Genomic DNA, 12,246 nt, shown 5'->3' on the forward strand with positions numbered 1-12,246 from the left:
TTTTGCTTGAGTTAAATTTATTAAATGTCTGTGTTGCTCCATCTCTAAGAGCTTTTGAACGTGCTACTATTTTTCAGTACCGTAAGACTTTAGGATTTATGGGCGTATTGTCTCTTATTCAGGCAATTTTAGATAGACAGTTATAAATATACAAGTTCAATCACTCTGGTTTATACAGACAGTCAGAATAATACAGACTAAAAAGACGACACTAGCCAGCAGCGGCTTGGTATCGCCTTCAAGTGCTAATCCAACTTTCACTTTTCTCCAGAGCTACTTACATATCAATTATTAATTCACTTGCTGCCATCCTGATGTTGCATGATGTTCATCTTGACATGCAAATAAAGGGTGAGCTTTGGCTTCATGCAAACTCAGCACAGGAGTCACACAGACATCCGTTGCTGCAAATACACGTTGCCAATGCTCAAGCGTTTGGCTGGCGAACTTTTCCGCTATTATGTTGATCGCTGTTTGGCTCTCAAGTCTATTGGGCATAATACCAAGTTGCCAATGTATTGCTTTAAGCGCGGGCAACTCCAATACCTCACATAGACCTTGCCAAAATTTTAACTCCAAGGAACCAACTGCCATATAACGATGGTCTGCGGTTTGGTACAGTCGATAGCATGGTAATGCACCACCCAAAAAGTCATTCTGCGGCATGAGAGTGTCGTTTAAGCCATTTCCTGAAAAGCTATTAATCAGTTTGCCTGTGACCTTTGGCATAATCATATGGTTGTAGAGGCTGTGCGTCATGCTAATAGCAATGTGTCGTCCTCTGCCAGTACGCTGGGCGGCAAATACGGCAGCCAACAGTGCTATCACTGCTGTATCACTACCACCTGCCAAATCCGCAAACTGAATATTGGGCATGGCCTGCTCACCCTGCGCCGTTCTTAGCTGATCTAGTACACCACTCATGGCCATAAAGTTGATATCATGACCTGCTTTGTTGGCCCAGTCATGATTCACTTGAGATCCATCTATTGAGTAAGCACCTTTTTTTGCGTAATTGTCTGCTACGCCATAACCAGTAATAGATACCATTACTAGCTTTGGGTTAATAGCATGGAGTGTCTTAGCATCTAGCCCCATTTCTGCCAAGACACCTGGGCGAAAGCTATCAAGCATTACATCAGCTTCTTTAAGATGTGCTTTTATAGCTTCAATGGCTTTGGGATCATGAAAGTCATATTTTTCGGTCGTCTTACCGTGGTTTAGAGCTGCGAAGAGCTCACCAAATACCCGAGCAGGATCACCTTGTTTGGGCTCGATTTTAAGGACGTCCGCGCCCAAATCCGCAAGCAGGCGCGTGGCAAATGGCCCAGGTAGATTACGAGTCAGATCGACCACTCGTAACCCTTGTAGACAGTCTCCCATTTGATCATGATTTGATAAATGCACATCAGTCATCAGAGAACGCCTCACCTTTGGCTGCCATATCTAACAGGATTTGAGCTGGCCCAAAACGCTCACCATATTTCGCAGCCAGCTCACGGCTACGCTCAACAAACGCACTCACGCCCATTGCATTGATAAACTGTAGTGTACCACCGTGCTGCGGTGCAAACCCCCAACCAAAGATAGCGCCTATATTGGTATCGGCCACTGAGCGCACGACATTCTCCTGATAGCATTTAGCAGATTCATTGGCTTGAATAAACATCAGGCGATCCACCAAATCTTGCTGCGATGGTTGCTCAGATTTTGGCGGATATAAATTTACCAACTCAGGCCATAGATGCTTATCACCTTCTTTTGGATAGTCGTAAAAGCCCTTGCCATTTTTCTTACCTTCACGCCCATGCTCATTGACCAGCGTCTTTAGTATCTCGTAAGAAGGGCGCACAGCAACGGACTTGCCTTCGGCTGCCATATCTGCCTGCTGTTGCTCGCTGACATGCAATGCGAGACTCAATGACACTTCATCTTGTAGTGCTAAGGGCGGCATAGGCATACCTGTTTTCATACCGGCGACTTCGATACTACGCGGATGGACACCCTCTGTTAGCATCGCAATGCCCTCTGATACATAGGTGCCAAATACCCGCGAGGTATAAAATCCGTGGCTATCATTGACAACGATAGGCGTCTTGCCTATTTGGAGCACATAATCGAACGCTTTGGCGAGCGTTGCATCATCAGTGTGCTCACCTACGATAATCTCAACCAGCGGCATCTTATCTACTGGAGAGAAAAAGTGCAGACCGATAAACTGGTTTGGACGAGTGCTGGCTTTTGCCAGTCCTGTAATGGGTAACGTTGAGGTATTAGACGCATAAATAGCCGTGTTTGAAATCACCGCCTCACTTTGCCGGGTACATTTGGCTTTGATTTCTCGGTTTTCAAATACCGCCTCGATGACGAGATCGCAATCTGCCAAATCATCGTAAGAAACTGTTGGCGTAATGCGTTCTAGGAGGGCTTGTTTTTTCTCTTCGGTAGCGCGCTTTCGGCTGATGGCTTTATCTAAAATATTAGCAGAATACGCTTTGCCTTTTTCAGCATTGGCAATATCTGTGTCCAATAAAACGACATCTATTCCTGCTTTGGCAGTGACATAAGCGATGCCTGCACCCATCATGCCAGCGCCCAAGATACCAACTTTTTTAGTGGTTGTCCGTTCAAACCCTTGAGGGCGAGACTGACCTTTTTTGATGTTGTTGAGCTGAGTCCACAGAGTGTTGATCATGTTTTTTGATTCAGTCGACAGCACACAAGCGGCAAAATAACGCGACTCAATCTCAAGCCCTGTATCTATGTCTACTAAGCACCCTTCAAACACACAGGACATAATGTGAGTAATTGCTGGATAGTTGCCGTGTGACTTTTGGTTGGCCATGGCTGGTGCGATAGAAAATATAGGCACTACCTTTGGATGCTTACTATCACCGCCAGGAATTTTAAAACCTTTCTTATCCCATGGCTGCTGGGCACTTGGATTATTTTGAATCCAGTCTTTAGCTTGCTCCAGCATATCTGCTCGATCAGTAGCTGTTGCATCAATAAGTCCAATGTCTTTTGCGGCAGATGGTCGTAATTCTTTGCCTTGAGTCATCAGCTCCAGTGCCATTTGAATACCGACCAACCTTGGTAAGCGCTGAGTACCACCGCCACCAGGTAGCAAGCCCAGTTTCACCTCAGGCAAACCTAGTTTAGTCTTGGGCGTGTCAATGGCAATACGATAATGACATACCAGTGCAAGCTCTAAACCGCCGCCTAATGCGGTTCCTGTCATAGCAGCGACCACAGGTTTGCCTGAGGTCTCAAGCTTACGCAAACTACCTTTTAATTCTTCAGTCAGTGCAAATGCTTGCTCGGCTGTTTTTATCTGGTTCAATTGATCGATATCTGCGCCAACCACGAAGGTTTCTTTAGCCGATGTGAGAATCAAGCCTGTGGCGGCGTCATCATTGATGAAACTATCGACTATCGTGGCAAACGCCTCTGCAAAACCATCACCGATGATATTCATTTTGCGGTTACTTTGATCTATCATCACAGTGATGATACCTGCATCGTCACGCTGGGCTGAAAAACCTTCTTGCTCGTTAATCATGTTTACGCTATCTGCTGTCTGATTGTTTGTCATCATTTTTATCCCTTAAATGATTCTGTATATATTATTTTTTGGTCTATTTTTTTGGTCTAGTTGAGACAGAGGTTAAACGCGCTCGATAATGGTCGCAATACCCATACCACCGCCCACGCATAGCGTAATCATGGCCGTTTTTAAGTCGCGGCGCTCTAGCTCATCGAGGACGGTCGTCATCAGCATCGCGCCCGTTGCACCCAGCGGATGACCCATGGAGATTGCACCGCCATTGACATTGACGATATCGAGCGAGAGTCCAAAATCATCAGCAGTATTAAGCGGTACGGCAGCGAATGCTTCATTAATCTCCCAAAGATCTATATCAGAGGCTTGCATGCCCGCTTTGGTAAGGGCTTTTTGGCAGGCAGGCGTTGGGCCGGTCAGCATGATGGCAGGTTCTGAGCCAGTAACTGAAGCCATCGTGATTTTGGCGCGTGGTTTTAACCCTGCTTTTTGACCAGCTGCCGCGCTACCGATCAGGCAAATTGCTGCGCCATCGACGATGCCAGAGGAGTTACCCGCATGGTGGACATGATTGACCGTTTCAATTGTGGTATATCTGTCCAAGATAACGCTATCAAAGCCCATCTTGCCCGGCATGATAAAGGAAGGCTTTAGGCCAGCTAAGGTCTCGACATTGGTATTGGGCCGGATGGTTTCATCTTTGTCCAATAACATCATGCCATTGATATCGGTGACAGGGACGACCGATTTGTCATAATAGCTGTTCTCCCAAGCCTGTGCCGCGCGGCGATGCGACTCAGTGGCAAAGGCATCAACATCTGTACGACTAAAGCCTTTGAGCGTCGCGATGGTATCCGCACCCACCCCTTGTGGTACAAAGTGCGTAGCTTCATTGACACGTGGATCCATGTACCAAGCACCGCCATCGGAGCCCATCGGCACACGGCTCATAGACTCCACACCGCCTGCCAAGACCATGTCTTCCATACCTGACATGATCTTGGCCGCTGCTAAGTTAATAGACTCCAGACCAGAGGCACAAAAGCGCGACAAGGTAAGCCCTGCCACACTTTGCGCCCAGCCAGCATCAATAGTGGCAATGCGGGCAATATCAGAGCCTTGCTCGCCCACTGGCGTCACGCAGCCAAGCACCACATCATCGACCAAACTGGTGTCCAAATTATGGCGCCGCTGCATCTCTTTTAACAAAGTTCGCGTCAGCCAGATCGGTGATGCCTGATACAACGAGCCATCCTTTTTACCTTTACCACGTGGCGTGCGGATGGCGTCATAAATGTAAGCGGTCTCAGTCATAAAAAATCCTTTTTTTATTTTGTAAATTTTGTGCTGATGTCCTATTTAACTTGCTAGATAGGACGTGGGCTTGTGACCAATCAATAAGCTACGCGGCTACATAAAGCGTGATGCCAACTCTTTCATAATCTCATTGGTACCGCCATAGATTTTTTGCACGCGCGCATCGGCATATAAACGTGCGATAGGATACTCTGTCATATAGCCATAGCCACCAAACAGCTGCACGCATTCGTCGATGACTTCACACTGTTTTTCGGTGACCCAATATTTGATCAATGAGGCATGCGGTACAGAGAGTTTGCCATCTAACATCGCATCCACTGCCGCATCACACATGGTGCTGGCAGCGAGATAATCGGCATAGCACTCCGCCATCTTAAAGCGGGTATTTTGAAACTTCCAAATAGGTTTGCCAAAGGCTTCGCGCTCTTTTACATAATCTAAGGTTAAATTGATCGCCAGCTTCATCGAGCCAACCCCTGATAGCGCAATGATGAGGCGCTCACGTGGCAGCTCCTGCATCATCTGGATAAAGCCCATACCTTCCACCGTGCCAAGCAGGTTGGTTTGTGGCACACGTACATTGCTAAAGAACAGCTCTGAGGTATCCTGCGATGTCAGACCAATTTTATCCAGATTGCGTCCACGCTCAAACCCTTCTACTTTGTCCGTTTCTACAATGATAAGTGAGACACCTTGTGCGCCTTTTTCACGGTCTGTTTTGCATGCTAATAGGATAAGATTGGCATGCTGACCATTGGTGATAAAAGTCTTAGAACCATTGATAATGTAGTCATCACCATCTTTTACCGCATAGGTTTTGATGTTTTGTAGGTCGGAGCCAGTACCAGGCTCGGTCATGGCGATAGCGCCGATATATTCGCCCGTTGCCATTTTGGGTAGCCACGCTTGTTTTTGCTCTTCAGTACCGTGGTCTAAAATATAAGGCGCGACAATACCTGAATGCACCATACCGCCAAATCCTGATTGATTGGCCTCAGTCTGTGCGTAGATAAGTGCCGCTTCATGACCAAAATCCCCGCCGCCGCCGCCATACTCGCTTGGTATCGCTGCACACAAGAACCCCATCTCGCCTGCCTCTTCCCACGCAGCGCGATCGATCATGCCATTTTTGCGCCATTGCTCATCTTTAGGATCCCAAGATTGAAACATTTTTAAGGCGCTGTCGTACACCATCTGATGCTCTTCGGTCATCCAGTTTGGGGTGAACTTTTCGATACTCATGATGTCTATCCTTGACAAGGTGGAGTGAATAACAACTATATAGTCAAGTCTATATAAATCCGCTACATCGTCATCCTCGCTAAGCATACTAATGTATAACTTGCACTCGGTTTCCTTGTATCGAAATTATATTGAACTGACTATAACTAAGTCGTTTTAAAAAATTTATGGTAATTTATATTACCGTTATAGATATACGATGAATTCTTTGTATTTATTAATATACGAGTCTTATACTAGGACAGGGAAAACCACTTCGCAATCAATTAAATAAAAATGGTAATTTACATTACTTATTAATTTAATCACGTTAAATTATCGAGCAAATCATTTAACTGGTAGGACGTATCAAATAGCCAATACTTTAAGAAGCGATAAATATGAAAACCTTTAGTCAGTCAGATAGCCTCACGCAAACTCGATCTCTAGCGCCCCTATCCGATATGCGGCCCGCAACTTTGGATAAAATTGAGCAAGCCGTTCGTAAGGTCTTTGCAGGATTTGACGCTAATGAGGTGACGATGGCACAGATTGCAAAGTCTGCAAACGTCTCTTTGCAAACGCTCTACAAGTACTTCGGGGATAAGCAAACGCTGTTTTATACCATTATGGATATTGTGCTCGGCAGATTAGCCGCTAGAATTATGGATCATCTGCAAGGGATTGATAGCGTACAAGATCGTCTACGTAAGACGTTGTGGGTCTGCTTTGACTTTGTGGATTCGCATCCAGATGCGGTGATGGTGCTATCTTCTGTCTCGGCCTCGCGTATACGTAATATCGCGATCTATGAAAACAAAGAGTTAATTGGCGCGTTTTTAGCGGTATTAGAAGATGGACAAAATCGCGGTGTGCTAAATGATACTGTACCGCTACACATACTCTTCGATGTGTTTATGGGCTTTATCAGCCGACTTGGTTTAATGCATACCATTCGCCAAACAGAGACGCCATTAAATGCAGAGTTTGACGCGCTATTTGTGATTTTGTGGCGCGCCATCTCTAAACCTGAATCCTGAAGCTTAAAATGAATTTTATAAAATTGATATTTAGCAGTGTTTGACTCTTACAAGAAAACATAACGTAAAAAACCAAAAAGCCCCACGAGAAAGTGAGGCTTTTTTATATTTTTTTTCGGTCAATGTGATTATTCAATCAATGTAATTAACAGCTCGTGCTGCTTATACATTCAAAACTTTTTAGATACTGCTAGATTTTGGTACGCCATACTCTGCATGGTCGACCACATGGTTGTTTTGTTCAATAGTCAGTCGATAGCCTTTAATAATACCGTCATATGGCAAACTGCCCTCATACTGCTGATAATGCTCACAGATGCTGTCTTGAATTACTAATTTACGTGTAGCATCGTCTAGTTTGGCAAAACCGCTAGGCAGATGTACTTGCGCAAAACGTGAAGCCGCGCCACGAGACATCCAGTTATCAGCACTCGTAAATGTAAAATCTACTTCCGCTCGTAAGCTATATCTGGGTAGCGTATTAGAGTAATTCGCCAAGTCATATTTAATTTGAGCAATATCTTCTGCGAATGGCTGATACGGTATTTCAAGTACGGCAAACAGTTTTGCTAAAAACTCATCAGCGGTAAAGTGCTTGTCCATATAGCTACCATCAAGCCCGAGGAATTTGCTCGACAGTACATGGCGCAGGCGGTCATAGGCAGGTATGGTGTGTTTAAGAGGATAGCCCATTTGCTTGACGATATCTTGCGGACGCAGCTCAAGCGACTCTATTTGGTTGATGATATATTGCGCTAGAGAATGGCGTGGGTGATAACGACGGGTATATTTAGATGGGTTAGCAATGTGGCTCATGATATTGAACACCTTAGACTCCTGTTACTCCGACGAAAAAGTATGATATACGCCCAAATAGGCAAAAAATCAGGCACAAATGAGGTTGTCGGAGTACAGGCTCATGCGCTTTACCAGAGTTGTTTTATATCGTGCTGGAAGTTGCAAGGTTTGTCATGCCGCCATGAGACTATTGTCATGGTCGGAAATAACAAAACTGTTAAACCCACGATAGATCGTTCAACGATGATAGCACATCAGATGACAAAAAATAAATACCGATATTTGTGACCGTTTGTGAATAATTCTTTTTCACTTTGCGCATTCAATCTTAGACGTTTCGATGCACCATTTATTCATGTATTAAAAAGAGGCTCAACATCGAAATGTTAAGGTTGAAGTATTAAAAATTAACGCTTAACGATTGACATCAACGACTATTCGACCACGAACCTTGCCATCCAACAATTCACTTGCTGTCGGAATGACTTCGCTTAGACCAATCTCTCTGGTGATTGCATCCAATTGCGTCATATCCAAACTTGTACTCAAACGCTGCCATGCTTCTACACGCTCATCATAAGGTCGTGTCACACTATTGATACCAAGCAAACTGACACCGCGTAAAATAAATGGCGCAACAGTAGCAGGGAAATCCATGCCTTGAGCCAGTCCACAAGTAGCGACTAAACCATCTTCACACGTGCTAGCACAAACGTTGGCCAGCGTATGACTACCAACAGAATCAATTGCTGCGGCCCATTTCTCTTTACCGAGTGCGCGTCCTGGACTACTTAATTCCGCTCGATCAATGATCGTCGTTGCACCAAGGCTCTTTAAGTATTCGGTTTCTTCCAGACGTCCCGTAGAGGCTGTGACAGAGTAACCTTGGTTGGCTAAAAGTGCGATAGCAAAGCTACCAACGCCGCCATTAGCACCCGTCACCAATACTTCTCCACGCTCTGGTGTGAGTCCATGACGCTCTAACGCAATTACACAAAGCATTGCGGTATATCCTGCTGTACCTATCGCCATCGCCTGACGTTCAGTCATCGACTCAGGGAGCGGGATGAGCCAGTCACCGTTTAATCGCGCTTTTTGTGATAGACCGCCCCAATACTTCTCACCCACACTCCAACCATTTAACAATACCTTGTCACCAGCTTTGTAGCGGGGATGGCTGCTTATTTCAATGGTACCCGCTAAATCAATCCCTGGAACCATGGGAAATGTGCGTACCACAGGGCTACGACCCGTGATGGCCAATCCATCTTTGTAATTGAGTGTGCTATATGCCACACGAACCGTCACATCACCCTCAGGCAATTGCGCGTCCTGTATCTCAGTCAGATTGGACTGATAAACATCGTCATTTTTTTCAATTAATATTGCTTTAAACATAGTAGCTCCTATTTAGACCAATCGTCTATAAATAAGTAAAAAATAATTTAGACCGGTCGTCTAAAAATATAAATAAAAAAATTACTTCTGTATTCCTGCTACAAAACCTCGGAAAAAAGTATCTAATGGACTGACATCTTGCGTCAACTTAGCACGCAAAACCGCACCTTCCCAACCAATCCAAAAGAAAGCAGCCAGCTCATCACAATCACTATTAGCAGGTATTTGTCCTTGTTGTACTGCCAGACGCAAGCAAACCGCTAAACGCTCCTGCCAATCAAGCAATATGTTTTCTAACTCACAACGAAAACTCTCAGGCAACACTACGACCTCTTGGCCTAAGTTACCTACCAAGCAGCCGCGTCGAAATTCGTGCTTGATCATTCCCGACTTAGCATCTTCAACGAAATCACTGATACGCTGCATAGGAGATACTTGCTCATTTAAAAAACAATGATCTAGCTTGCGAACAAAATATAACGCGTATTGCCTCAATACTTCCTGTCCAAACGCTTCCTTGTTTTTGAAGTAATTGTAGAAAGAGCCTTTAGGCACATTGATACGTTTGAGTATGGCATCGATACCAGTGGTCGCAAAGCCTTGCTCTGTCAGCATCTCCATCCCAGATCTCAAAAGAGCTTCACGGGTATCCGTAAACTCTCGTTCAACATTGGGTGGACGCCCTCGACGGGCTTTTGGCTTAGTAATCGTCATGCATGAATATTATGACCGATCGTCTTTAATGTCAATCGATTATTTTTAGCGGTTTATTTATCCATTGGCTGCTCTAGTTTTTTGACTGTCCTTACTATTAGTCCTCACCATGATATGTTGCCTCATCCATCCAAACAATGGGATCTTCGCACAGATGAGTTAAGTGATACCAAATATCACTACTACGAGCGATACGGTGATGACCGCCTGCAAAATAATCGACGTCCCAGATATCAGGCAGATTCACTAAGGTTCTTCTAGCCACTGCCACATCAAGACTTTCATCATCGACTTCTACCATGACTCGTACCATCTCGGTATTGGTTGTGGGAAAAGATAGCTTCATATCAGCCACGTCAGGGATACGGTCAGCCAATACCTCACTTGGATAGACACAAGGCGCAATCAACAGTGCCCGCAAGTTGTATTTATGGGCAAAATGATTGGCAAACCAGCCACCCAGAGAATGCCCCGCCAACACCACACGTGGATACTGTGTCATCTTCTCACGAATCAAAGCATCATAAATCTCAAATATTTCTGCAAAACTCTCTCGATAATTGACCGTTTGGCAATATTTAGGCTCACGTGTGATACAGGTATATTTACTGGTCTCATTGCTTGAATCAAAGCCATGAAAAAACAATAAAAACGTATCATTATTTTCGATAGGACACATCATAAGGTTCTCCTTTTTTAATTATTATTTAGGTTTTTTCTTGATAATTTGGCTTATAAATTAAACTGGTTTCTGGCTAGCAACCTGCGCTTGATACAGGCTCAAAAGCTCCTCACAAGCCAGCATTGAGATATTTTTTGAAAAACCTTCGTTAAACCAAAAGTCATAAACCGCTTGGACAATAGCTTTCACCACTCCCACATTTTCTGGCTTTTGTGCTGTTAGTTTCATCGCAATGTCTTGCGCCTGTATATCCGACTCGCTATAAGGCGCGCTCCAGCCCACGCCATAACGATAAAGCACATCATTTATCGCTAATATGAATATGGCATTTGATATGCCAAATGACCCGATAAGCCTGTCAAGCATTGCACAGCGCTCTTCATAAATACTGGCCTCTATCGGCATATCAGCCCGCTCAGACAGACAGTCACAACTCACCATGTGCGAGGGTTTACTAAAATCATCCCACAACAATGGATAAGTTCCTCGAATCCCGCCCTTTTCCACTACATTAAAACGCCAAATCGCATAATGCATATCTGGCCCTTTATATGGCACATGTATAAACCACTGCATCATCGCATCACTGTCGTACATGATATGATTACTACCAATCCGCACGCCCTGCTCAGGCAGTACATCCTGATATACGCTGTTCATGTCATCACTATAGAGCGTCACTTTGCGTAAGTTTTCATCACTGCTATCGCCCAATTTCGCTCTGGCTTCAGTTATATTTCGATAGGGTTTAAAAGGCGCTACCCATCTGAGCGTCTCATTAGTATTGTTCACGAAGTAAATGTCATCTTCATAACTGTCTATAGAAACCGTTTCGAAGTAAAACAATGGCTGTTTGCGTACTCGGCCTTTCTCATCATTTGTTAATGCCGTTATACCAGATAGCTTTGAGCCAACCGACCATTGCATATTGTCTAACCGTTTTTGTTCAAACTGATACGTTAATCTCGTCATCGTTATATCCTTATTATTTTGATTTTGGTTTGCATGTCGCTTTATTTTTATTTTCTGGTCTGAGTGCCAATTTCAAGCCAGCCGAGCCTATTCGCCATTATCTAAATGACGTCATTATCTATAAAGTTAAGTAAATTAATCGACTTGGTAAGGTAGTAGCTTTTAATTCTGATAGGCTTTTTAGACACAGTTTTTCGCTGTCACATCGCTAATATTTTTGCAATGTTAACGAGTTTCTTTCTACTAAGTTTTTTGTTTATTAATAAATATAATTTTTTAGGTTTGTACAGGCACAGAAGTTTAGGATTAAACGTAAATAACACTACTAGAAAGACTTCGCTAAGATAGCGTTTAAAAACTCAGTTAAAAAGTGAAGCGTTGCGCTCCGAGGGTTAACTGGTTTTTATCTCATGTCATTTTGCCTGACCTAATAACTATAATATAGGCTCACATAAAAATAAAGCCGTTTAAAACTTCTACGACAACTGATGTCGCTTTTCTTTAAATGAATTGTAGTTTAGTCGTTAGCAAGGACCCCA

At 44.1% G+C, this 12,246-nt stretch carries 10 protein-coding genes; 1 reads left to right on the forward strand and 9 read right to left on the reverse strand.

What is annotated here, in order from left to right:
• Window positions 1-291 precede the first annotated feature (291 nt).
• The 4 genes from ACQKC9_RS01945 to ACQKC9_RS01960 form a co-directional block, all read right to left on the reverse strand.
• Entirely contained in the window at window positions 292-1,416 is a 1,125-nt protein-coding gene (locus tag ACQKC9_RS01945) for a CaiB/BaiF CoA transferase family protein (protein WP_427620299.1), read from the reverse strand.
• A complete protein-coding gene (locus tag ACQKC9_RS01950; RefSeq protein ID WP_427620461.1) occupies window positions 1,409-3,562 on the reverse strand; it encodes a 3-hydroxyacyl-CoA dehydrogenase NAD-binding domain-containing protein in 2,154 nt (717 codons plus the stop codon). Before ACQKC9_RS01950 ends, ACQKC9_RS01945 begins: the two co-directional genes overlap by 8 nt.
• A gap of 105 nt (window positions 3,563-3,667) precedes the next feature.
• Window positions 3,668-4,876 carry an acetyl-CoA C-acetyltransferase gene (locus ACQKC9_RS01955; RefSeq protein ID WP_427620300.1) on the reverse strand — a complete coding sequence of 403 codons (1,209 nt, stop codon included), beginning with the start codon at window positions 4,874-4,876 and terminating at the stop codon, window positions 3,668-3,670.
• Window positions 4,877-4,972: 96 nt separating this feature from the next.
• Window positions 4,973-6,124 (reverse strand): acyl-CoA dehydrogenase family protein, encoded by a 1,152-nt coding sequence (locus tag ACQKC9_RS01960; protein WP_427620301.1) that lies wholly within the window; start codon window positions 6,122-6,124, stop codon window positions 4,973-4,975.
• Between the two features lie 380 nt (window positions 6,125-6,504).
• On the opposite strand from ACQKC9_RS01960, the gene ACQKC9_RS01965 reads away from it, so the two are divergent.
• Window positions 6,505-7,143, forward strand: a complete 639-nt coding sequence (locus ACQKC9_RS01965; protein WP_427620302.1) for a TetR/AcrR family transcriptional regulator — start codon at window positions 6,505-6,507, stop codon at window positions 7,141-7,143.
• Between the two features lie 180 nt (window positions 7,144-7,323).
• Here ACQKC9_RS01965 and ACQKC9_RS01970 read toward each other — a convergent pair whose 3' ends face one another.
• The 5 genes from ACQKC9_RS01970 to ACQKC9_RS01990 form a co-directional block, all read right to left on the reverse strand.
• Window positions 7,324-7,959 (reverse strand): hypothetical protein, encoded by a 636-nt coding sequence (locus ACQKC9_RS01970; RefSeq protein ID WP_427620303.1) that lies wholly within the window; start codon window positions 7,957-7,959, stop codon window positions 7,324-7,326.
• 396 nt (window positions 7,960-8,355) lie between these two features.
• Window positions 8,356-9,339 (reverse strand): MDR family oxidoreductase, encoded by a 984-nt coding sequence (locus ACQKC9_RS01975; RefSeq protein ID WP_427620304.1) that lies wholly within the window; start codon window positions 9,337-9,339, stop codon window positions 8,356-8,358.
• 81 nt (window positions 9,340-9,420) lie between these two features.
• Window positions 9,421-10,053 carry a TetR/AcrR family transcriptional regulator gene (locus tag ACQKC9_RS01980; protein ID WP_427620305.1) on the reverse strand — a complete coding sequence of 211 codons (633 nt, stop codon included), beginning with the start codon at window positions 10,051-10,053 and terminating at the stop codon, window positions 9,421-9,423.
• 97 nt (window positions 10,054-10,150) lie between these two features.
• Window positions 10,151-10,735: a YqiA/YcfP family alpha/beta fold hydrolase gene (locus ACQKC9_RS01985; protein WP_427620306.1), complete on the reverse strand. Its 585-nt coding sequence runs from the start codon at window positions 10,733-10,735 to the stop codon at window positions 10,151-10,153.
• Window positions 10,736-10,792: 57 nt separating this feature from the next.
• Window positions 10,793-11,707, reverse strand: coding sequence for a hypothetical protein (locus tag ACQKC9_RS01990; protein WP_427620307.1), 915 nt, complete (start codon window positions 11,705-11,707; stop codon window positions 10,793-10,795).
• Window positions 11,708-12,246: the final 539 nt, after the last annotated feature.

The sequence above is a fragment of the Psychrobacter sp. NPDC078409 genome, assembly GCF_050268505.1.
Lineage (GTDB): Bacteria > Pseudomonadota > Gammaproteobacteria > Pseudomonadales > Moraxellaceae > Psychrobacter.

Excerpts from the sequence above, each read along its gene's own strand:
- ACQKC9_RS01945 (WP_427620299.1), bottom strand. The coding sequence starts at position 1,416 with ATGACTGATGTGCATTTATCAAATCATGATCAAATGGGAGACTGTCTA.
- ACQKC9_RS01950 (WP_427620461.1), bottom strand. The coding sequence starts at position 3,562 with ATGATTAACGAGCAAGAAGGTTTTTCAGCCCAGCGTGACGATGCAGGT.
- ACQKC9_RS01955 (WP_427620300.1), bottom strand. The coding sequence starts at position 4,876 with ATGACTGAGACCGCTTACATTTATGACGCCATCCGCACGCCACGTGGT.
- ACQKC9_RS01960 (WP_427620301.1), bottom strand. The coding sequence starts at position 6,124 with ATGAGTATCGAAAAGTTCACCCCAAACTGGATGACCGAAGAGCATCAG.
- ACQKC9_RS01965 (WP_427620302.1), top strand. The coding sequence starts at position 6,505 with ATGAAAACCTTTAGTCAGTCAGATAGCCTCACGCAAACTCGATCTCTA.
- ACQKC9_RS01970 (WP_427620303.1), bottom strand. The coding sequence starts at position 7,959 with ATGAGCCACATTGCTAACCCATCTAAATATACCCGTCGTTATCACCCA.
- ACQKC9_RS01975 (WP_427620304.1), bottom strand. The coding sequence starts at position 9,339 with ATGTTTAAAGCAATATTAATTGAAAAAAATGACGATGTTTATCAGTCC.
- ACQKC9_RS01980 (WP_427620305.1), bottom strand. The coding sequence starts at position 10,053 with ATGACGATTACTAAGCCAAAAGCCCGTCGAGGGCGTCCACCCAATGTT.
- ACQKC9_RS01985 (WP_427620306.1), bottom strand. The coding sequence starts at position 10,735 with ATGATGTGTCCTATCGAAAATAATGATACGTTTTTATTGTTTTTTCAT.
- ACQKC9_RS01990 (WP_427620307.1), bottom strand. The coding sequence starts at position 11,707 with ATGACGAGATTAACGTATCAGTTTGAACAAAAACGGTTAGACAATATG.